The sequence below is a fragment of the Pseudomonas sp. TH39(2020) genome (genome assembly GCF_016650715.1).
Taxonomy (GTDB): Bacteria; Pseudomonadota; Gammaproteobacteria; order Pseudomonadales; family Pseudomonadaceae; genus Aquipseudomonas; species Aquipseudomonas mandelii_C.
The window spans coordinates 389,206-409,906 of sequence record NZ_JAEKFF010000008.1; the positions used below are offsets into that span (position 1 = coordinate 389,206).

Annotated in this window: 18 protein-coding genes and 2 pseudogenes; 4 read left to right on the forward strand and 16 right to left on the reverse strand. The window is 54.2% G+C overall.

Annotated features, from left to right (window positions below):
* Positions 1–2: 2 nt before the first annotated feature.
* The 3 genes from JFU47_RS30080 to JFU47_RS30090 are packed head-to-tail and all read right to left on the reverse strand — an operon-like array spanning position 3 to position 2,165.
* Positions 3–950: a phosphatidate cytidylyltransferase gene (locus tag JFU47_RS30080; RefSeq protein ID WP_140681267.1), complete on the reverse strand. Its 948-nt coding sequence runs from the start codon at positions 948–950 to the stop codon at positions 3–5.
* Positions 947–1,546 (reverse strand): lysophospholipid acyltransferase family protein, encoded by a 600-nt coding sequence (locus tag JFU47_RS30085; RefSeq protein ID WP_201187835.1) that lies wholly within the window; start codon positions 1,544–1,546, stop codon positions 947–949. The genes JFU47_RS30080 and JFU47_RS30085 overlap by 4 nt, the downstream gene beginning before the upstream one ends.
* Positions 1,533–2,165 (reverse strand): CDP-alcohol phosphatidyltransferase family protein, encoded by a 633-nt coding sequence (locus tag JFU47_RS30090; RefSeq protein WP_201187837.1) that lies wholly within the window; start codon positions 2,163–2,165, stop codon positions 1,533–1,535. The genes JFU47_RS30085 and JFU47_RS30090 overlap by 14 nt, the downstream gene beginning before the upstream one ends.
* A 281-nt stretch (positions 2,166–2,446) precedes the next feature.
* Between JFU47_RS30090 and JFU47_RS30095 the strand changes: the two genes are divergently transcribed.
* The 3 genes from JFU47_RS30095 (at position 2,447) to JFU47_RS30105 (ending at position 4,372) form a co-directional block, all read left to right on the forward strand.
* On the forward strand, positions 2,447–2,878 hold the full coding sequence (locus tag JFU47_RS30095) for a nuclear transport factor 2 family protein (RefSeq protein ID WP_140681264.1): 432 nt from the start codon (positions 2,447–2,449) through the stop codon (positions 2,876–2,878).
* A 161-nt stretch (positions 2,879–3,039) separates the two neighbouring features.
* Positions 3,040–3,669 (forward strand): hypothetical protein, encoded by a 630-nt coding sequence (locus tag JFU47_RS30100; RefSeq protein WP_201187839.1) that lies wholly within the window; start codon positions 3,040–3,042, stop codon positions 3,667–3,669.
* A gap of 19 nt (positions 3,670–3,688) precedes the next feature.
* The gene (locus tag JFU47_RS30105) at positions 3,689–4,372 is read left to right on the forward strand and encodes a helix-turn-helix transcriptional regulator (protein WP_201187840.1); all 684 of its coding nucleotides are present in this window, start codon (positions 3,689–3,691) and stop codon (positions 4,370–4,372) included.
* A gap of 95 nt (positions 4,373–4,467) precedes the next feature.
* Here JFU47_RS30105 and JFU47_RS33690 read toward each other — a convergent pair.
* From JFU47_RS33690 to JFU47_RS30155, 11 genes and pseudogenes are all read right to left on the reverse strand, one after another.
* A pseudogene (locus JFU47_RS33690) lies at positions 4,468–4,572 on the reverse strand (GGDEF domain-containing protein); the annotation flags it as partial.
* A 94-nt stretch (positions 4,573–4,666) separates the two neighbouring features.
* Complete coding sequence (locus JFU47_RS30110) at positions 4,667–4,882, reverse strand: hypothetical protein (protein WP_201187842.1); 216 nt, start codon at positions 4,880–4,882, stop codon at positions 4,667–4,669.
* Positions 4,883–5,048: 166 nt separating this feature from the next.
* Positions 5,049–5,822 carry a ParA family protein gene (locus JFU47_RS30115; protein WP_201187844.1) on the reverse strand — a complete coding sequence of 258 codons (774 nt, stop codon included), beginning with the start codon at positions 5,820–5,822 and terminating at the stop codon, positions 5,049–5,051.
* 988 nt (positions 5,823–6,810) lie between these two features.
* Positions 6,811–8,373, reverse strand: a complete 1,563-nt coding sequence (locus JFU47_RS30120; RefSeq protein ID WP_201187845.1) for a sensor domain-containing diguanylate cyclase — start codon at positions 8,371–8,373, stop codon at positions 6,811–6,813.
* A 579-nt stretch (positions 8,374–8,952) separates the two neighbouring features.
* Positions 8,953–10,371 carry an aldehyde dehydrogenase family protein gene (locus tag JFU47_RS30125; protein ID WP_201187847.1) on the reverse strand — a complete coding sequence of 473 codons (1,419 nt, stop codon included), beginning with the start codon at positions 10,369–10,371 and terminating at the stop codon, positions 8,953–8,955.
* Positions 10,372–10,384: 13 nt separating this feature from the next.
* Complete coding sequence (locus tag JFU47_RS30130; RefSeq protein ID WP_201187849.1) at positions 10,385–11,425, reverse strand: homoserine dehydrogenase; 1,041 nt, start codon at positions 11,423–11,425, stop codon at positions 10,385–10,387.
* 156 nt (positions 11,426–11,581) lie between these two features.
* Positions 11,582–12,019, reverse strand: coding sequence for an Lrp/AsnC family transcriptional regulator (locus tag JFU47_RS30135; RefSeq protein ID WP_008154112.1), 438 nt, complete (start codon positions 12,017–12,019; stop codon positions 11,582–11,584).
* The gene (thrC, locus tag JFU47_RS30140; RefSeq protein WP_201187851.1) at positions 12,016–13,404 is read right to left on the reverse strand and encodes a threonine synthase; all 1,389 of its coding nucleotides are present in this window, start codon (positions 13,402–13,404) and stop codon (positions 12,016–12,018) included. Before thrC ends, JFU47_RS30135 begins: the two co-directional genes overlap by 4 nt.
* An 18-nt stretch (positions 13,405–13,422) precedes the next feature.
* Positions 13,423–14,313 (reverse strand): LysR substrate-binding domain-containing protein, encoded by an 891-nt coding sequence (locus JFU47_RS30145; RefSeq protein ID WP_140681253.1) that lies wholly within the window; start codon positions 14,311–14,313, stop codon positions 13,423–13,425.
* A 50-nt stretch (positions 14,314–14,363) separates the two neighbouring features.
* Entirely contained in the window at positions 14,364–15,803 is a 1,440-nt protein-coding gene (locus tag JFU47_RS30150) for an amino acid permease (RefSeq protein WP_201187853.1), read from the reverse strand.
* A gap of 139 nt (positions 15,804–15,942) precedes the next feature.
* The gene (locus JFU47_RS30155; RefSeq protein ID WP_201187855.1) at positions 15,943–17,211 is read right to left on the reverse strand and encodes a cystathionine gamma-synthase family protein; all 1,269 of its coding nucleotides are present in this window, start codon (positions 17,209–17,211) and stop codon (positions 15,943–15,945) included.
* Between the two features lie 359 nt (positions 17,212–17,570).
* Between JFU47_RS30155 and JFU47_RS30160 the strand changes: the two are divergent.
* A pseudogene (locus JFU47_RS30160) lies at positions 17,571–17,876 on the forward strand (histidine phosphatase family protein); the annotation flags it as partial.
* Between the two features lie 228 nt (positions 17,877–18,104).
* On the opposite strand, the gene JFU47_RS30165 reads toward JFU47_RS30160, so the two are convergent.
* Entirely contained in the window at positions 18,105–19,013 is a 909-nt protein-coding gene (locus JFU47_RS30165; RefSeq protein ID WP_201187857.1) for a carbohydrate kinase family protein, read from the reverse strand.
* Between the two features lie 65 nt (positions 19,014–19,078).
* Positions 19,079–20,644: a carbohydrate porin gene (locus JFU47_RS30170; protein ID WP_201187859.1), complete on the reverse strand. Its 1,566-nt coding sequence runs from the start codon at positions 20,642–20,644 to the stop codon at positions 19,079–19,081.
* Positions 20,645–20,701: the final 57 nt, after the last annotated feature.

Below are 20,701 nucleotides of genomic sequence, written 5' to 3' on the forward strand. Positions count from 1 at the left end.
AATCAGGCAGCGGAGAAGAAGTATCGCGTCAGGTGGAAGAAGATCGGCGCTGCGAAGCAAATCGAGTCCATCCGGTCGAGCATGCCGCCGTGACCTTTGATCATGGTGCCCCAGTCCTTGGCGCTCAGACTGCGTTTGATCGCCGACATGACCAGCCCACCGAGGAAGCCCATCACCACGATGACGAACGACATCATCAGTGACTGCCAGAAGCTGAAGGGGGTCATCCAGAACATGCAGCCGCCAATCAGCGTTGCAGACAGGCCGCCACCGACCAGACCTTCGACCGTTTTTGATGGACTCACCAGCGGCGCAACTTTGTGCTTGCCGAAGAGTTTGCCGAACACGTACTGCAACACGTCACTCAACTGAACGACAAACACCAGATAGAACAGCAGCAGCGCGTTTTGGCCCGCGAATCCTTGCAGATCCAGGAGCAAAAGCGCGGGCGCATGGCTGATGCAATAAATGCAGATCATCACGCCCCACTGGATCTTTGCCGTCCTTTCCAGGAAGCCGTCAGTGTCCTGGCTCAGCACCGCAATCGCCGGTAGCAGCAGGAATGAATACACCGGAATCAGCAGCGTAAACATCGAATACCAGTGAGTACCGATCAGAATGTATTGCAGCGGGATCAGGATGAAAAACGCCGAAAACAGGGCGTTATGGTCACCTCGCCTGGTCGGTGTCAGGGTGATGAATTCCCTGAGCGCGAACAGTGAGATGAATCCGAACAGGACAACCGTTGCATTGCCGCCCAGCAGGTAGGACACGAAGAAGATGATGACCATCCCCCACCAGGCATTCACGCGCTGATTGAGGTTTTCGATGGTCGAGACAGCGCCTTCCGTTTTGGCCCGCCGGGCCAGCAATCGACCGGCCAGCGAAGCAATCGCCAGCAAGCAGGCCAATCCAAAAAAGAACCACAAAAACTTGGCTTCAAGACTCATTTCGACAGCCCCACAATGGCGTTACGCGCGCGTTCCAGAAACACCTGTTTATCCTCGCCAGCAATCCTTTCCATCGGATTGCCGATACGGATCGTGCAGATGATCGGCAGCGGGGCGTGTTTGCCTTTGGGCATGGAGCGATGAAGGTTTTCCAGGTAGATCGGCACCAGGTCGACATCGGGAAAAGTTTCGCTCAACCGGTAAAGACCTGATTTGAATTCCCCGGGCAGTGCCTCGGATGAGCGAGTGCCTTCTGGAAAGAAGATGATCGAATGACCCGCCTGCACCACATCGAAAATGGGCTCCAGCGCGTTTTTACCGGGCGCCGGTTTACGGTCAATCAGCACGGCATTCAGGCCTTTCTGGGAGATGTACGACAGAAACCGGTTCTTTCCCCAGTAATCGGCAGCGGCGATCGGCTTCACATTTAACCTGGCCTCGGGCGGCAGGGCCGCAATGATGGCCAAGGTGTCCATGTGACTGGTGTGGTTGGCGAAATAGATTCGCTGACGCGAGAGATCCGGCGGGCTCTCCCACCTGGCCGTGACGCCAATAACCAGTCGAAGAACAGAAATCAGCGCATTACTGATCCACATGGTCGGCCCCCTTCAGCTGCCTGGCGATCGCCAGCGTTCGTGTGACGCAGGTTGCGACTGAACCAATGGCGATGACAGCCAGCGCGATCAATAGTACGTAGTGAGTGCCATAAACGCTGGTTTCGACGGCATTCAGCAGCAGTGCTGCGGTCATCACGGCCATTCGATGCTGCTTGGCCATAGGGCCCATGAAAGTCTGCTTGAGACCAAGCGAGCCGCCGAACACCCTGACATAAGCAGTCAGTGCCGCCGCCAGGGCAGCAAACCATCCGAGGTCGGATTGCCCAACGGCATACCCCAACCCTACGATCAGCAGGCTGTCGGCAATCCGGTCGGGGAATTCGTTGTAGAGACTGCCGATATCGGACTTCTTGCCGCCCTCTATCGCCACCATCCCATCGAAGAGGTTGCACAGCAGGCGCAACTGAATGCCGATCGCGCAGCAGATCGATCCAATGACACCGCTATCAATATTGAGCGCCACGACGCCGGCAAACGCGAAGGCGATGCTGGCGACGGATATCTGATTGGGGGAAATGTCTCTTTTCACCAGAATGTCGGTGATGCGTCTTGCCCAGCCCGCAGAGCGCGTCTTGATGGGCCTTCTGTTGTCATCCACTAGCCAATATCCCTATAAATGATGAGTTACTACGTGTTGCATTGTAATGGTGAGTCTCGCTGACTACACCCGGCAATATGAAGACTTTGCTAACGAACCCTGCTCGCCCCAGACAAAAGTTTTCACCTTCATTTTTCGGGACGTCGTTCCGACCTTAAACCTCGAGACAATCCCTCAACGCACGTTCGTTTTTTTCTCGGCTGCATGGTAGGTTGTACGATGACCGATAAGTGATGTTTTCACTCTCGCTCCGACGACCCCACAACAACAAGGAAACACCCATGAAAAAAGTGAAACTGCTGATTGGATTCTTGTGCCTCTTCAGTGGCTACGTAGCCGCCGCCCCTGCTTCCGCGGACAAAGATGTTGCGCAAGCCGTCGACCATCTGACACAAGCCATGTTGAACAAGAACATTGCCGAACTGAAAGCGCTGACCGCCGAGAACCTGACCTATGGGCATTCCAGCGGCAAGATTCAGGACAAGAAGGAATTTATCGCCGATATCGAAACCGGCAAAAGCGCATTTAAAACCCTGGAGATGCAGAACCAGACCATCACCGTGTCGGGTGACGTGGCGTTGGTCCGCCATCACTTCTCGGCTCAAGCGCTGAAGGGGACCGAAGTGGTGCCAACCGAAATCGAGAACTTCCAGATTTGGCAAAAACAGAAAGGCCACTGGTTGCTGGTAGGCCGACAAGCGTTCAAGTTCTGATTTTTGCGTAACGAAGGGGGCACCCGTTAGCCAGGCTGCGGTGTCCCTACTCTCCCCTTTTACCTACCGTTGATCCGCGAGTTTGGCCTGGGCCCAATAAAGACATATTCGTATGCTTAAATTGATATTGTCGAACAATCCCATCACCAGAGGGTGCCGTCATGAATATCAAAGTCCTGGCTTTAATGCTGTTGGCGTTCTGTGCTCAACCGGCCTGGAGCCAGAATCCCCCCGCCGCTCCAGCCTCCGCCGACAGCGTCGCGCTGACCACGCGCCTGGCCTTGCGCGACCTGTGGGTCGAGCATATTTTCTGGATCAGAAATTACGCGATCGCCAACCAGGCAGCGAACAAACAGCAAGCCAAAGTCGCCGCTGACCAGGTCGTCGACAACGCGACCAAAATCGCCAACAGCATCGCTCCGCTCTACGGTCAGCCCGCTGCCGATCAGCTGCTCAAGCTGCTTGCCGGTCACTGGGGCGCGGTGAAACACTACAGCGACGCCACGGTCGCCAAAGACACGAAAGGCAAGCAGGCAGCTGTCACGGACTTGACCAGCAATGCCAAGGCGATTGCAGCATTTCTGGCCAAAGCCAACCCCAACCTGCCTGAAAACACGCTGGTTGCGATGTTGTCAGCCCACGGCGGCCACCACGTCGCCCAAGTCGATGAACTCGCCGCGCACGACTATGCAGGCGAAGCACGCACCTGGCAGATGATGCGCACCCATATCGTGTCGCTGGCTGACACGCTGACGGCCGCACTGGTCAAGCAATTCCCGGACAAGTTCTGATACCGCGCGAGGGCAAACCATGCTGGAAGGACTGGGCCGAACACAGCAGGACCTGCTCAATGCGCTGCTGCACCATGCGGGCGGCATGAGCATTGACGAGTTGGCTGACCATCTTTCGGTGACACGCACCGCCGTTCGCCAGCATCTGGCGGCGCTGGAGCGTGACGCCTTGGTGCTGCGCGGCGAAACCCGGCCGACGGGCCGGCGTCCGGAGCAGCTGTATCGGCTCACCGACCATGCACGCGAGCAGTTCCCTCGCCAATATCAGATGCTGGCCAGTGTGCTGATCGAGGAAGTGGCCGACATCATCGGCCACGATGCCCTGGCTTCGCTGATGCGCAGCATGGGCCGCAAACTGGCCCTGGACCGCGAACCTCAGGTGGTTGACGAAACCAGGATCGTGCAGCACATGAACCAGGCCGGGTACGAAGCAGAGGTGTTTTTTCGCTCGTCCGACGATAAGGAAATCGTCGCGCACAACTGCGTCTTCCACCGCCTGGCCGCGGCCCACCCGGTGGTCTGCGAACTGGACCTGGCCTTGATCGGAGCGTTAGGCGGTGGTGAGGTCGATCACACGGAGTGCATGGTGCGCGGCGGCAATGTCTGTCGATTCAAACTGCGACCACTCGTAGAAAAGGCCAGCGAGCCTGATCACTCCGGACCTTCTGATCGAACAGATCGGGCTGATGATTCACCGGATTGATCCGTAAAAGCCCTTCTTCGACATCTCCGCTTTTCTAGACAGCAGTTTTAAAAAGATAAAATACATCAATGATTTTTCAGCTCACTCGGTTGCGCCACCTTAGTCAGACCATCCAAAGATGCAGCCAGTTGGGCTTGCTCGAGCTTCTCTCTCAGACTCTTTATTTCATTTTCCGCTGAGTGCAACTGGGATAGGAAAATACCCGGCTGACCCACCGGGATAGCTCGGGACGGGTCAACACGCCCTTGGCCCAAGAGACCAGTGCGGCATGCAGACCAAGAGACTTCACCGGGATCACGCGAGCTTTATGGCTCCGCCCTGGATATCGTCACGCGCCGTTCGTAAGTCAATAGCGTCCTGGTTGAGTCGGTGAATCATGTTGAGCAACCGTTGGCGTAGCACTTCGTCTTGGAGCTGCTCTGCTGCGCGCATCATATCGAGCGCCGCTACCTCATTGTTAGTGGCGACGGAGTCGAGCAGTTTGCGCATGCTTCTTGATGGTCGATTCATCTCCAACTCCCTGGATTTCAGTGACGCGAATCATATGGCCAGAATGTTTCGACAGTATTTCAGCTGCACGAACTGGCTTGAATCACCGGCTCCGGCTCATTTGACGTTAGCTGGACGGACAACCTGAGGGGTCGATTACGCTTGTAGCAACCCGTCATTGATAAAGCTAAGCGGCTCGCTCCAGAGCATCCAGCAAACCAAAAAACTCCCGAGAAAGCTTATGCCGAGGGGCCAAATGGATGATGGGTACTGAAACTTCGTGAGATTCGCGCATCTTGACGGAGCTGCTCAGGTAAACCGGTAGCACAGGCAAACCCTCTGCCAACAGCTCATCAACGAGATTTTGGTGCAAGCCGGTACGCCCGATGAACTGATTGACCACCACCCCTTCCACTCTCAGTAATTCATTGTGATCAAGACGTAGCTCCTCTACCTGCGCGATCACGCGATACAGCGCCTGGCGAGAAAAGCTGTCGCAATCGAATGGGATCAGCAAACTGTCCGCAGCCACCAGAGCACTGAATGTGTAGAAGTTGAGTGACGGAGGTGTATCGATATAGATGCGCTCATAGTCCTCGGACAGTTCAACCAGTAGCTTGCGCAGCTTATTGATCTTGTATTTGGACTCGAGTTTTGACTGGAGGTCTGACAGGTCAGGGCTGGCAGTCACCAAGTGAAGGTTGTCGTAAGAGGTCTCGGTTATGACCACGCGATTCCTTCTACCTTCGAAGCCGCCGGATAGTGTTTGTTTGAAAAAATCGGCGATGCCCGAAGGGATGCTCTCGTTGATCAGGCCCGTGAGATAGTGTGTCGAATTTGCCTGAGGATCGAGATCAACCAGCAGCGTTCGGTAGCCTTCGGCAGCACTCGCTGCGGCAAGATTGCAGGCAATGCTGGATTTTCCAACGCCCCCTTTCTGATTGAATACAACACGACGCATGGGGCTTGCTCATCCATGAAAAAGGCCAAAGGCCGATTGAAAGAAGGTGTAAGAAGTCGTGTCAATTCTATGACCGTAATGTTTCAGTTTTACGACGGCGATTGACGGAAGGGCTGGGCTAGAGGGATGGCCTGGCGATACAACGTCATAGCAATGGAATCGGCGCAACCAGAATGAGGATTTACAAACGACTCTGAGACGGGGTTGATGACCATTTAGCAAAACGCCTCATTGCAGCTAGCCGTCAGCGGTCGGGGAAAAGAGAGGCACGATGCGCGGTCATAAATTGTCTCGCTCCTGAATGCCGAGCATCCACGTCAGAGTGGTGTAGGTCGTGCTTCCGCGAGCTCCTGGTCCACTCGTTTCGAAAACCGGGCGCCTGATGACTATGCAGGAGTGAATGCCTATAACGCAGTCACGGATTCCCGTTCCGAAAGGACGCTTTGAAGCCGCTCAAGGTTAAGCCGCTGACACTCTCCCTCGGCTTCTTCTCGGGTCTGATAGGTAGTCTTCAGCCGAAGCTTCTCCTCATTGTCATAGAGGTTGAAGCCTATAGGTGCAGTCTGACAGTAGAAGCGCGATCCGTTACGCATTGATCCCGTTTCCGTTGGGATTGCAGGGACAACAACAAATCTCGACATCATCTTCACGACCTCTCCAAGCACCTCCTCACTATTAGCGGCTATGAGCCATCATCGCAAGCGACCGCAGTCAGTTTCCGATGAAAAGCACGAGCGACATGAGTCGATTGGAAGCATCGTAAAAAAGTTTCGGGATCTGCCTTACCCCGGCACATCTACTTGCTTGAAAAGCATCTATTCCTGAAAATTTTACTGCTGCTACGCTAACCTCTTCCACGGAGGAATCAGCTGGAGGTACGAGCACTTGCACGCGTGGACTTGAGATTGGAGCGAGGAAATCTACCTTGGTATCTGAACGTGAACGGTTCACTGACGGCTGCGTGGAAGTGTCAAGGAAACCAGAGAACTCAGACCGCACGAATTTCAGTCAATGCAACGCCCTTTCGCCCCAGTTGCTTGACGCCATACATGGCCTGATCCGCCGCCTTGAGCAATGTATCGAGACTCTGGCCATGGATAGGACACAGCGAGACTCCAATACTGCACGATATTGAAAGCTCTCCTGCGCTGGTCACGACTGTCTGCGCGATGGTTTCGAGCACCCTCGCCGCCTTCAGTTCAGCGCTATCTGGGTTAGCAAGATCGGTAATTAGAATCACGAATTCATCTCCGCCATACCGTGCAACGGTGTCACATAAGCGAGTGGACTGAAGCATGCGATTTGCGACCGTTCGCAGGACTTCGTCGCCGATCTCATGGCCGTACTTGTCGTTAATTTCCTTGAAGTGATCCAAGTCGATCAGCATCACGGCAAACTTCACTCCTTTTACTTTCCAATCGTCTAAGGCCTGATCAAAACGATCTGCGAAAAGGTAGCGATTAGGCAGTTGAGTGAGCACGTCATGAGTTGCGAGATAGGCCGAGCGTTCGTGTTCGACCTCTGCTCTTTCAATCGCCTTGAAATGCCGAATCAATACCACTGACATCAGCACAAGTACCCCTGCCAGAACCGCAAGGATTATCAATGTTTCCGCAGTCAAAACATCCCCTAAACGCAACTGACGCTCAAACAACAAGGTCATCGGTTGTGAAACACTCCTGATCTCGACCCGATCAGCCAGAAGCGGCAGGAAAAGGCGATCCAGGAAACCGGCTTGCTCGATCTCTGTAGAAAATACGTTACTTTCAGACCCTGCTACCGTTTTCAGGACAGCACTGATATGAACCAGATGATCTACGTTCGCATAATTTACAGCGTCCAGTAACGATCCCGTTTTGATCAATAGCAAAGACACCATAGTGCTACCAAAAAAATTGGGGCGGGTGTTCTCTCGCAGCTGTTCAGGCCTACTGACTGACTGCATCAGAATGTAAGCATTGCCGCCCTCATACATTGAGAAAACAGGTGATACAACGGGCTTCTGATTATTGTGGGTACGAGCCAATGCATAAGAGAGATAGGCGACGGTTTCTAGCCTGACGCCATAGATCGCACTGGATTCCGGGAGTAACGGGTACATGAACAACACAGGCCAAGTCTCGCTGAGATAGACCTGATGTTGGGCCGGTTGCTGAGTGAGGCTCGGGAAATCCTTGAGTTCAAAGTCTGGCCGCCAAGTGCGGCGCAACAGATCTTCAAAGGCAGCCTGCTCAGCGATGGGCACTGCCCTCGCCGCCTCGAGCATGTAAATATGAGGGTACGCGGATAAAACGGCTGCCGCATAACGGGCCGCAGCTTCCGTATCGCTCTGATCGACGGCCTGGAGAAATGCTGAGAAACCCGACAACACAGCTTCATTGGTATCAAGCTGATTGCGCACGATGCCGGAAATATTCTGCACGTATTCAGAGAAACGCGTTTCTCGCCGTTGGGTCTCAGACTTCAACAGCAACATGGCCGAAAAACCAACCAGAGCGACAGCCAGAATAATGAACCCCACTAAAGAACTGCGTCTTTTAGTGAATATCATCCTGGTTGACCAACACGTAGAGCGTGCACGGTGTCTTGGACAGCCCCTCTCGAATCCTTACTCCCCATCGCGTCTCGTCCTTGTCGTACTTTCATGCGGCTTGCGTGCCTGATCTAACCATTTATTGCGCTCGGTCTAAAATCTCAGCCTTTCGAGTGATAACGCTTTCAACGTTGCGGGCTTCGCTTGCGACAACAGAACAAATTGATTCTAGGGCAATCCGCCATTACTCAGTAGGGCGAATTCTACTCCCATTACACAAGCCCAATTCTACGCAGTCTGCCAATGGGGAGCTGGCGCACACGTTTAGCGGCGGAAGTGAATCGTTGAATGGATAGACATGAGCACTTAAGGCGATCAACTGTTGAAGCGCTGGGGCCTCATTAGGAAGGAATACTCTGAACACAATCTCCCTTCACTCTGCCCGCGAGGTCTACCATCTACTGAAGGACGTCGCGCTGGCACACGCTCACCAGGTACAGCGAGCGGGTTAGTCAGTGTCGAGAAAAAAAACATCGGGTGTCACGGGACGATCGACTTCACCCGATGTAAAGGTTGACGGTAATTAGTTATGAAGGCTCAACCCATTTCGTTGATGCAGACCACTTTGGGTTGCGTCATGTCCTCATAAGCAAACCGAACACCTTCTCGTCCCAGACTTCCGTACTTGAAGCCACCGAAAGGCATGGCATCAAAACGATAATCGGAAGAGTCATTGATCATCACCCCTCCGGCTTCAATTTGCCGCGCCAATTTCAAGGCCTTGGAAAGATCACGTGTGAACAGTCCCGCATGCAAGCTGTACTCTGGGGCGTTGGCCAGAGCAACAGCATCATCCAGGTGGTCAAAAGGCTCCAGGATGACCACCGGCGCGAAGACTTCCTGCTGCCATATCCGACTGTTATGGCTGACACGCTCCAGCACGGTCGGCGAATAGCTTCCCACTTGGCGATGGTGTCCGCACAGGAGAAGAGCACCCTCGGCCAGCGCTTCATTCACCAATTGTTCGGTGCGACGAGCCGCCTGCTCCGTAATCATCGGACCAACATCCGTTGCTCGCTGATCAGGATCACCGAGTACCAATGCACGCGCTTGGCTGACAAAGCGTTCACGGAAACCTTCGTAGATCGAACTATGTACGAGGATGCGCTGCGTGCCGATGCAGTTCTGTCCTGCTGCCCAGAAGGCACCAGATACACAAGACTCTACGGTCGGTTCAAGATCACAGTCATCAAGCACTAGAACCGGTGCATTCCCCCCCAGATCCATGGCCAGCTTCTTCAAGCCTGCACTTCGAGCAATGGACTCTCCAGTGGCAAAGCCACCCGTGAAGGAAATCATCCGCACTTCTCGCAGCTCCACCAATGCTTTACCCAGATCGACGCCTCCGGTCGCCGGGGTTACCACGGACGGGGGTAGACCCGCCTCCACCAAGCACTCAACCAGCTTGAGAGCGGACAACGGTGCGAGCTCTGAGGGTTTCAAGATCACAGCATTGCCACCGGCGATAGCCGGGCCCAGTTTATGGGCGACCAAGTTCAGCGGATCGTTGTATGGGGTGATCGCGACAATAAGCCCCAACGGTTCGCGAGTGAACCAGCCTTGGCGCGATTCGGAGCCTTCATATGCCTCGAATGGAATCACTTCCCCGGCGTTACGACGAGCCTCTTGCGCCGATAGCTTCAGCGTGTTCACACAACGCTTCACTTCCTTCTCTGCTTGTCGCAGCGTCTTTCCCGCCTCTGCAACAATGAGTTTGGCAAACGCTTCAGCCTCGAGCTCTACACGCCGGGCTGTTTCCTCAAGGATGCGTGCACGAAGGTGACGAGGCATTGCCGCACTCTCACGCACGCCAATTCGCGCACGCTCCAGCAAGCCAGGAACAGCGGTTGCATCGAGGCAAGGTACGCTTCCCACCAGGCGACCATCGAATGGACTGAACACATCAATCTGTTTGGCATCAACAAGCTGGATGCTGGCCATGCTGGATACGCTCATGACTACTCTCCTATTACTTGCCGTGGGTGGTATGGATGGCGATGATGTCTGACAGCAAAGCAAAGGCAGTCTCGATACGTCCTGCTCCTGGGCCGGATACAGTGACGGCACCCAGCAGCGCAGTGTTGAACGACACCGCGTTCGTGGCGCCGGAAATTCCTGCAAGAGGATGCGAATTCGGCAGCAGTCGAGCTTCCACACTCGCTCGAACCGAGCCATCAACTTCGCGATTTGCAGAACCGATCAGCTTCCAACTTGCACCGTTGGCACTTGCCTGAGCGATGTCTTCAGGACTGATGCTGCTAATCCCTGAGCAAGCCACATCGCTGACGCTCAATCGAGCATTGAGCAGTTCGTTGGCGAGGATCACTACCTTGAGTCGGACGTCAAACCCCTCCACATCGGCAGTTGGGTCGGCCTCGGCATAGCCGAGCTGTTGGGCCTGAGCGACTGCGTCGTTAAAAGTCAGGCCGTCCTTCATGCGGGTCAGCACGTAATTGGAAGTCCCGTTCAGGATGCCTTCAAAGCCTTGAACCTCTGCACCAGCCATAGCCTGTCTTGCCAGGCGAATCACTGGCGTACCGCTCATAACCGAACCTTCGTACTCGAAGGCAGCACCATTACGACGAGCCAAATCCTTAAGCTCAGCGCCGTGTAACGCAATTGGCCCCTTGTTGGTGGTCACAACATGGATGCCGCTTTCCAGTGCCCAGCGGCAGAACGTAGTAGCGGGCTCACCATCGACAGGGTTGGTGAAGGTGGCTTCAGCAATCATGTCAGCACCAGAATGCTTGATTACGGTTTCGTTGAAGGCCTCAGCATTGCCGCCAGGCAGTTGAGCGAATGCACCTTTTTCAACGGGCACCGCGACCAACTGCTTTGCATCCAGACCGACTTTAGCAACGATGGAGCCGAGGAACAGATCAGTGACTCCGACAATTTTGATAGTGAAGCCCAAAGACTCTTTCCACTCGGCATTACGATCGGCGACCAATTGGGCGAAGCCACGGTTCACGCCACCAAACCCTACCAAGGCAATTTTGTACTCAGTCATAAAAGCTGTTCCTTTATTGATGTTGTTCGATAGGAACATCCTAAGAGCCGAGCTCTGGCAGTTGAATATGGCAGAGTGCTGTATTTGTTGGCCGTTTTGCCCGTACAGAAAGACGAGGTGCGTACAGGGACAGAAACGCCCCTGGTTTTTTTGTGCTCAAAACACTGCAGAAAGGACGAATGAGGTGACGGTGTTTTCCACCCCAGGCATCGCAGAGATTTCCTTCCAAACGAGGTGGACACGTTCGGGAGAGGCTGCATTAACTCGAAGCATCAAATCAAACTCACCACTCAAGACTTCACACTGAACCACTTCGGGGAGCGAGCGCAGCGCGGCAAGTACCTCTTCTCCACGCATGCGGTCGTAGCGGTAGACAAAGATCACTGCACTGATCAGCGAAGAAGGCCGTCGGGAATCACCGAGACGTACCGTATAACCCTGGATGGCGCCGTCTCGCTCAAGACGCTCAATGCGCTGCCGCACAGCATTGCGAGACAAGTTGACCTTGGCGCCCAGCTCAACATGGGCGATTCGAGCATTCGCTGTGAGTTCGGCAAGTATGCGCTCATCCAGCGGATCCAGAATGCGCTTCATAGGTGCCTCTGCTGCGCCAACAAGAGGGCCTGGCATAGACCGTCCAGATCTCCTTTAGCCAAGTACGGTGGCTGAGCAAAAATGTCAGGAGTTGTTGGCACCTCTCGCTGCCAGACTCCTAACTCGGACAATAGGGCCGCAGACTTGGCCGGAGCAATTTGCCCAAAGGTCACCATTGGAGCCCCCAGACTGCGTCGATGAATTCGGCCAGCCAGCACACCTACAGCGGTATGTGGATCAATTGCAGACCCAGTCTCACGGAACAACTTGACGACTTCGTCGCGAACCTGTGATTCGTCTACTGCATAGGAATCGAACAGAACTCGGGCCCGGAGCCACTGCTGGTTGCCGATGCTTAACTCGCCGCAGTCCTCAAAATGCTCCATTAGCGCCTTCGTTGAGCTCCCATCGTGCCCATACAGTTCCCAAATGAACCGTTCCAAATTGGAGAACAGGGAGAAATCCATCGCAGGAGACAACGTTCGGTTGCTCACTCGGGTCGAGTAGCGATTGCGATGAATGAACTGGTGAAGTGCATCATTACTGTTAGTAGAAATGATCACCTGATTGATGGGTAATCCCATTTTCTGAGCAATGTAGCCGGCGTAGATCTCAGCAGAGCTGGCTGCTGGAACACTGAAGCCTACAGGACGTGTCCCGCCCCCCAGTTGCAAGGCAGCGTGGAAATAGAAAACGATCTGTGCGAGGACGCCGACCCAGTTGGTGGAGTTGAAACAGATCGGTATTACCCCATCTAACGGCCAGTCCCGGAAGAGCTGAGAGACCAACGTCTGGCAGTCGTCGAAATTACCGTCTACTGGAAAAAGCTGAACCCGCTCTGGGTCTGCCGCCTGCAGAGCAGAGAGTTGCTCAGCCGGTAGCCCATTGCGCGGATACAGTATCGCCATCCGAGTACCTGGGCAGTTAGCAAACGCCTCTAGCGCAGCCAGCCCAGTATCGCCATTGGTCGCACCGACGATCAGCGCCTCTCCACCGACCTCGCCCAAGAAATGCTCCACTAAGCGCGATTGCAGTTGCGCAGCGAAATCTTTGGAGGAGTGAGTTGGGCCATGAAACAGCTGGAGTATCCACTCGTTATGGCCAATCTGCTCAAGCGGCGTAATAGCGCGGTGGTTAAAGTTTCGATAGCTGTCGCTCAGCAAAGCACGCAGAGTGCTTTCGTCCATGGAAGAGCCAACGTAGGGTGAGACCACTCGCCAGACCAACTCATCGAATGGTAGCCACGACCAGCTGGTAATCTGCTTCTCAGTGAAGACAGGCAAACTTGCGGGGACATAGAGACCACCATCTTCGGCGAGCCCCGACAGAACCACACTGCGAAAGTCCGCCCGCACGTCACCGCCGCGTGTGCTTACGTAATGCATGATGACTCCAGATCAGAATTACAAAAGGCGGTGGGCTTGAGCCACCAACCAAGTAGAAAAAGTTGCGGCATCAGGCGAGAGCTCCTCGGCCTGCTCACGCACTAGATAAAAAGACTCGCTGGCCTCGATTCGGTGACTGAATGGAGCAATCAGGTGCCCACTCTTGAGCAAATCTTCCACTACGGAAGACCGCGCTAAGGCAACGCCCTGACCTAGTTCTGCCATGCGGATTGTGGAAATCAGTGTGTCGAACTGAAGACCACGGGAATAGTCGACATCGTCTGCTCCAACCCGCTTCAACCAGTAACCCCAACCTTCCTCGTACCCCAACACATGCAGCAAAGAATGGTTCATCAAATCGCGGGGCTCACGTATCGGTGAGCTGGCCATGAGCTCTGGCGAGCAAACGGGCTGGAGGATGTCCCAAGTTAATCGTTGAGAGTGCAATCCCGACCACTCCCCGCATCCCCAGCGAATCTCCAGGTCATCCTCTCCATCCGGTTCTTTCACCCAAATGTTGCTGATATATCGGATGTCGATTTGGGGAAACTCTCGACAAAAATCTGCGAGCCGAGGGGCCAACCAATAGTGAAGGAAGGAAAGACTGCCACGCACCTTCACATGCCTTCGATTGTGCTGGCCAAAAATCTCGTTTGTACCCACTGCAAGACGGCTGATCGCGTCTTGTACTACCGGCAGGTACGACTGCCCTTCTTCAGTCAAGCCAAGCCCTCGGGGTAGGCGCTTGAACAGCGCCACTCCGAGATGCCCCTCTAACTGACGGATCTGCTGACTTACTGCACCTTGAGTCAGGTGCAACTCCTCCGCTGCATGGGTGAAATTCAAATACCGCGCCGACACTTCGAATGCCCTCAGCCAATTCAAGGGCGGTAGTGATTTTTGACTCATCGGCGCAACCTCATCGGGACTTATCTCTGCTCAATCATCGCCTGAGCTACTCACGCAGCACCAGCGGAATGATGTGCAGCCGCTGCTAATGCCAACCGCTCTTCTCGCTTCTTGCGAGTGATCCAATAAACGAAGTAACACCACGCGATAAACGGAAGACCGAAGTAAAGCGCCACTCGCTGCTCAGGATCAAAAGCAATGCCGACGCAGGCGAGCAAGCAACACAACAGAGCACCAATAGGAACCCAAGGGTAGCCGCGCACACGGAAATGCAGATCCTCAACTCGCCCGCCATTGGCGACGTATTGGCGTCGGAATGCGATTTGGCTCGCAGCGATGCTCATCCAAACGATCACGACCGCGAGGCCCGAAATCGACACTAGAGCCAAGTAAACAGTGTCAGGGGCAAGCACACTGCTAAGCAGCGAGGCCATCGCACCCGCCATACTCAAAACGATCGCGTTAACCGGTGTACCCCGACGCGAAAGCGTGGCGTAGCGCTTAGGCATGTGACCTTGATCACTCAACGTCCAAAGCATGCGCGAAGCCGCATACAACCCTGAGTTAGCCGCAGAAACCAGCGCGGTAAGAATGACAAAGTTCATGATGTCAGCTGAGTACGGGATACCAATCAGCTCGAACACCATCACGAATGGACTTTCGATGACGCCGGCCTGCTCGCGGGGCAGCAAGGTCGCAAGGACAAAAATCGTACCCACGAAGAACAGCGCCAGACGTACCACCGTCGTCCGGATCGCCTTGGGTACGCTTGTCTGAGGATCTTGCGCTTCACCTGCCGCAATCCCGATAAGCTCAGTCCCAGAAAATGCGAAGGAGACAGCTAGGAGTGTCATCGCAATGGGTAAGAACCCTGTAGGGAAAAGCCCTTCACGGGTAAAGTTGGAGAGTCCGGCGCCCTGCAAATTCTGTACTTGGAAGAGACCGCAAATAGCCCCACCACCAATTACGATAAAAGTGATGACGGTCAGAACTTTAATGAGCGAAAGCCAGAATTCAGTCTCCGCAAACAGACGAACAGATACAACGTTGCTTAAAAATACTGCAATGGCAAAAAACGCGCTCCAAATCCAGACCGGTGTATCAGGGAACCACCGAACCATCAGGATACCCGCAGCCGTAAATTCAGAGCCAATAGCTACTGCCCAAGTGAGCCAGTACAGCCAGGCAACCGTATAACCCGTACCTGGGCCCAAGTATCGAGTTGCATAAGTACTGAAAGATCCGGTTTCTGGCATCTGTACTGCCAACTCACCGAGACAGACCATTACCAAATACACCATCACCGCACCGATGATGTAGGCAATCACTGCGCCGAGCGGCCCTGCCTGATTAACGGTGTAGCCGGAGGTAAGGAATAATCCCGTACCGATTACACCGCCCAACGCCAACATAACAATGTGGCGGGTTTGCATCTCTTTCTTAAAGTTTAACCCTGGATCGGACTGATCGTTTTTTATTTGAGTGGACATCGCTATATTCTCATGAAGTGTTCGGACAAAAATTCTTGCACCGGCTATTAAGCAGTACAATTAGATTGTCGCTAGTTGTTATTGTTTTCACCATTCATGAAAGACTGTCCGATCATAAAACCGGACGTCTTACCCAAGCTCAGGTTCCCACCTTAGTGAAACGCTCGGTGTTACCAGCATGGTGACTTGCATGACTTTGTTTACTGCGAACTAACGTGAATGCTTGTTTAAGATCAGCCAACAAATCGGCCGTATCTTCAATACCTACGGAAACCCTGACCAAGCCCTCAGAAATTCCAAGTGCCTCACGTTCCTCCAAGGTGTTTTCCACGTGGCTGGTTGTCCGTGCCGGCCCGTAGATGGTTTCAACCGCTCCTAAGTTACCTGCCCGATGGGCATACTTAAGCAGCGGTAGCAAACGAGTCACTGTGTCCATGCCCCCTACCAGCACGAAGCTGACAATTGCGCCAAATCCGCGCATCTGCGAGCGAGCAATGACATGACCTCGATGTTGAGGCAGTCCCGGATAGTTCACAGACTCAACCAGCGGCTCGGTGCATAGGTACTCGGCCAGTGCTTGCGCGCTCACCTGTTGCTGGCGGAGACGCAAAGCCAGAGTCTTGATGCCCCGGATGATGAGATAAGCCGAGAACGGATCCAGCGAGGCCCCATTAATTTCGCGGTAATGGCGAACTTGAGTCATAAGATGCTCGTTGCCGCAGACCACACCGCCAAGCACATCGCCATGACCGGACAGGAACTTGGTAGCACTGTGCACCACCACATCTACCCCGAGAGTAAGGGGATTCTGATTCAAGGGCGTTGCGAACGTGTTGTCTGCTATGACCAACGCCCCAACACGCTTCGCCGCCGTCACTAGACGTCGTATATCCAGAACTTTCAGTGTTGGGTTCGTCGGGGTTTCCAGGTAAAGGACATTGCAGCCTTTTGCGATCTCATGCTCGATAGCTTCTATGTCGAGGGTATCGCAAAGCGTGACTTCGACTCCCATGCGAGGGAGAAACTCTTCAAAGATCTTGTTTGTACCACCGTAGCTGTCGCGGGTAGAAACCACACGCTGACCATAGGACAGGAAGGTATGCAGCACACCACTGATTGCAGCCATCCCGGTACTGAAAGCGACAGCCGACTCTGCGCTTTCAAGCTCGCAGAGTTTGTCTTCCAGGACAGAGACAGTCGGGTTGCTCATGCGGCTGTAAATGAAGCCAGGCTCTTTACCCAATGCCACGTCATACCATTCATCGATGTCATGGTAACCGTAGGCGGCACTGACTACGATGGGAGTCTGGGTAGCGTTGTAGGGATGCTGAACTTGCTCTCCCCCCCAAACCACTCGCGTCCCCAAACCAGCATTCTGGCTATGGCCGGGTTTTATCTTGTCATCCATAAGTCTATCTCGCATCGATGAAACACAGATGTGTTCCGAATGGGCTTGTGATGACTATATGGAAGACTTGAACGTGTGAAAAATCATGTTATCTGGGGCTGAGGGGTGCTTTTTTTAATGGCTGATCGATATGAAAGGGCCAAGATTGGCAAGTTACTGCCACATAGGTGGCCGCCCGTTTAGTCACAGAAAATTTGATGGGCGGACGCTCACGTCACTTCTGGCTGATACTCTCGCGTCCCTATGTTGTGTTATTCAGGCACGCTCATTGCGCTTCAAATACCCGTAGGAGCGCATCCTACGAATTCGCGAGAGAACAAAACAAGGACGTAATTACAGTGGACAGGGAAATCATCTTAATGCGTCATGGCCAGCCGGATCTGGTTGTGGTCGACAAGGTTTCAGCGCTCGATATGAAACGCTGGATCGAGCAATACGACCTATCCGAAATCATCAACCAGCCCGCCCCTAAGGCTAGTTTGGAGCTGGCCGTTACCGCCAAAGTGATCGTGTCGAGCAGTGCGCCCCGGGCGCTGACATCTGTTCGGGCGCTGGGCCTTCAGCCCACCCTTATAGATGAGATTTTCTGCGAGGCGCAGCTGCCCTATGGACGATGGACACTGCCGCGCCTTTCACCGTTTACGTGGGCATTTATTCTCCGAGTTGGAAGCAGCCGGATGGACTCGCAAAAAAAGCAACGGTAACCGTTACTGGAGCGCGACGACCTATCGAATGAATCAGAGTTAAGGCACACACACTTCGTACGATGCTGGAGTCTCAAGTTCAAGAAAAGCTACAGCGCGATCCTGAAGCGATAACGACCTATGCAGCCAAACCTGAACCAGAACGAAAGCCGTACACCAGCAAGCCAACGGCTCAGGACAAGGCCATGGTCAGGTATGTGTTAGCAGCTCCAGTAAACCTTCCACATCAGCTAGCGCAGGAGAATGGGCTCCGGCATGGCGGCAAGATATGGATGCGCAAGCCGCTGAAAATCGCAAGCGCTCTCCCAAGTCTGCGATCCCCAGCAACTCCGCAGCCAACCAACCAGCCATACAAGCGTCTCCTGCTCCAACCGTGTCTTCCACTTTCACGGCAATAGCCAGCTGCTCGAGTTGGCTGTTCGGGGTGTGGAGAATCATCCCGTGCTCCCCTCGGGTAAAAAGGATCTGCGCCTGAGGATTAAGAGCACGAAGTTCATCCATTGCCTGGTGCTCGGTCAGCCCTGGATAAATGTGCCGAAGGTCTTCGTCGGAAAGCTTAATCATGTCAGCAAGAGTAGTCATCGTAGGGAAGGTCTGCTCCCGATAATGGCTATCCATTAAATTGCGCCAGTTCGGATCATAGCTAATCCGTTTACCGGCTTCTTTGGCCTGCTGAGCTATTTTAACCAGCCTGTCTGCGAGTGGCTGTCGAGCCAAACTGATGCAGCTGAAATGACACAGCTCTGCTTGGTTGCTCCATCCTTCGGGCATCAGATCCGGATCAAAAAACAGATCGGTCTCTCCAGCAAAAAAGTATCTTGGCGGACGGCTCGATGGAACAATGGCGACCAAAGGATCTCGGTCTACCCGTTGGATAAATCGCATATCCAGGCCTGCCTCCTCTGATTGCCAGGCGATTTCGTCGCCCAAAGAGTCCGTACTGATAGAACCCGCAAAGGCGCTGCTGACGCCCAAGCGACTTAGCGCTCGTGCCACGTTCCAGGGCGCGCCGCCTGGATAGCCTTTCCACTGTCCAGGGACACCCTGGACAAGGTCAGTCAGGGCTTCGCCAAATACTACTGCGCGAGGCAATACCATCGTCATTTCCTCAATTTTTTGTCGTAGGGATAACTGCTGGCTGATCGGCCGGACGCGTTCAACTATTAAAACCAGGTTTCCATTTGTATCCCGTATTGCCACACACCTCCGGCGTTGAAGTCCGTCTTGCCGAAGTTGTCTGTGGAACTGTATCTGTCCAGATCCGAAGACCAGTTCATGAAGCTTGCGAACACTCGCAATTCGGGACGTGTGAGAAGGTCTCCAACGTCAGGCTTGAATGTTGGAGCGATCGTGAATTTCCAGAAGTTACCGTCGACCGCATTGCGCTGCAGGTAGCCCTTGGGGTCGAGATCCATGGTTTGCCAGCTCATTTCGTAGGCCATCTCGAAATTGCTGTTGATTGCATTGGCCAACCGCACGTTCAGGGTCATCCAGCGGTAGTCGTCACCCTTGACGTATCTGTCCTTGCTCTGTTCGGCCAACAAGCTGGGGCCGATACGCCAGCCGGGTGCAATGGGTGTCTCACCATAAAGCGCCAGACGCAGAGCGCGGGCATCGTCGATCAGTTCGCCATCCGAACCGATGTTCTTGACCTCTGCCCCCAGGCCTTGCCCATAGAGCAGTGCCGTTTTGAAGAAGCCTTCCCTGCCGAAAAAGTTTTTCTGGTGATTGGCCAGCATGCTGTGCAAGCCGGAATCCGCAGGCGTCAGGCCCGCTTCATTGCTGCGAGTGCCGAAGTCGTTTTTCTTTGAACCAATGGCGTTGAACATCCACTGCCACTGACCACTGTCGAAGAACTGGTTGGAGGTCAGGATGTAGCTTTCCACATCGGCGTTGATACCTCCTTCACTGAAATCCCCGTAATTACGCCCGATCAAGGAGTAATTCGAGCGCCAATTCTTGTTCATCTGCACATCGTAGATGCCACCTCCGGTGCCGGCCAGATAGACCACGTCGGAGTCCAGCCAGTGGATATCGAAATTGTCTCTATCGAATCGCTTGCCTGCCCACAAAGTGGCGTTCTCGAACACTGAATTACCCTTGAATGCAGCGAGATGGTCGAGCTCTGTAAATACCTGACGCACGTTCAGGTTGCTTTCGTCGGCCGTCCAGTCATTGGAGCTTTCCACTCCATCGGCGATGGACACCGTGAATTTTGAATGGGTGCCGTTCTGCGCATAGGCCTCTTTCGACAGGTCGATGCGCATGTAGGTGTCGTCTTCATTGCCGAGTCGCCCGACGGCGCCACCGACTGAACCGGCCGGGGTTGTATAAGGGCCGCCACGACCACCACCTAGCCCATCGTTGATCAGCAATCCGGAACGGGCATAACCCTTAAAGCTGAAGCCGTCCGTGAGATGGCCGCTGCTGCCCTGCTTTTCCATGCTTTGCTGACGGGCTTCGAGTTTTGCCAGTCGGGTATCCAGCGTGGGCGCCGCAACGGTTGTCGCCGTGGTTGCTGTCGGCTGCAAGGCGGGAGTGGTGAGTTTGATCTGCTGCAATTCCCTGGCGAGCGCCTGGGTTTGCTGTTCGGCTGCGGCCGCACGCTTTTCCGCTGCGCTGGTGCGAGCTTCAAACGCGGCCATGCGTTCTTCCAGAGTCGCGGCCTGAGAGGTTGCCGCGGAGGTGCCGAGCACGCCTGCGAGGAGCCAGCCTGATGCTTTCTGCATGTGGATTTCCCTGTTTTGTTTTTATTGTTTTGTTACCGCGACCGGCCATTTTTCGTG

What these genes read in the sequence shown, in the direction of transcription:
- JFU47_RS30080 (WP_140681267.1), bottom strand. Translation starts at nt 950, where the DNA reads ATGAGTCTTGAAGCCAAGTTTTTGTGGTTCTTTTTTGGATTGGCCTGC.
- JFU47_RS30100 (WP_201187839.1), top strand. Translation starts at nt 3,040, where the DNA reads ATGAATATCAAAGTCCTGGCTTTAATGCTGTTGGCGTTCTGTGCTCAA.
- JFU47_RS30150 (WP_201187853.1), bottom strand. Translation starts at nt 15,803, where the DNA reads ATGTCCACTCAAATAAAAAACGATCAGTCCGATCCAGGGTTAAACTTT.
- JFU47_RS30095 (WP_140681264.1), top strand. Translation starts at nt 2,447, where the DNA reads ATGAAAAAAGTGAAACTGCTGATTGGATTCTTGTGCCTCTTCAGTGGC.
- JFU47_RS30125 (WP_201187847.1), bottom strand. Translation starts at nt 10,371, where the DNA reads ATGAGCGTATCCAGCATGGCCAGCATCCAGCTTGTTGATGCCAAACAG.
- JFU47_RS30145 (WP_140681253.1), bottom strand. Translation starts at nt 14,313, where the DNA reads ATGAGTCAAAAATCACTACCGCCCTTGAATTGGCTGAGGGCATTCGAA.
- JFU47_RS30110 (WP_201187842.1), bottom strand. Translation starts at nt 4,882, where the DNA reads ATGAATCGACCATCAAGAAGCATGCGCAAACTGCTCGACTCCGTCGCC.
- JFU47_RS30085 (WP_201187835.1), bottom strand. Translation starts at nt 1,546, where the DNA reads ATGTGGATCAGTAATGCGCTGATTTCTGTTCTTCGACTGGTTATTGGC.
- thrC (WP_201187851.1), bottom strand. Translation starts at nt 13,404, where the DNA reads ATGCATTACGTAAGCACACGCGGCGGTGACGTGCGGGCGGACTTTCGC.
- JFU47_RS30120 (WP_201187845.1), bottom strand. Translation starts at nt 8,373, where the DNA reads ATGATATTCACTAAAAGACGCAGTTCTTTAGTGGGGTTCATTATTCTG.
- JFU47_RS30155 (WP_201187855.1), bottom strand. Translation starts at nt 17,211, where the DNA reads ATGGATGACAAGATAAAACCCGGCCATAGCCAGAATGCTGGTTTGGGG.
- JFU47_RS30115 (WP_201187844.1), bottom strand. Translation starts at nt 5,822, where the DNA reads ATGCGTCGTGTTGTATTCAATCAGAAAGGGGGCGTTGGAAAATCCAGC.
- JFU47_RS30165 (WP_201187857.1), bottom strand. Translation starts at nt 19,013, where the DNA reads ATGGTATTGCCTCGCGCAGTAGTATTTGGCGAAGCCCTGACTGACCTT.
- JFU47_RS30135 (WP_008154112.1), bottom strand. Translation starts at nt 12,019, where the DNA reads ATGAAGCGCATTCTGGATCCGCTGGATGAGCGCATACTTGCCGAACTC.
- JFU47_RS30130 (WP_201187849.1), bottom strand. Translation starts at nt 11,425, where the DNA reads ATGACTGAGTACAAAATTGCCTTGGTAGGGTTTGGTGGCGTGAACCGT.
- JFU47_RS30170 (WP_201187859.1), bottom strand. Translation starts at nt 20,644, where the DNA reads ATGCAGAAAGCATCAGGCTGGCTCCTCGCAGGCGTGCTCGGCACCTCC.
- JFU47_RS30105 (WP_201187840.1), top strand. Translation starts at nt 3,689, where the DNA reads ATGCTGGAAGGACTGGGCCGAACACAGCAGGACCTGCTCAATGCGCTG.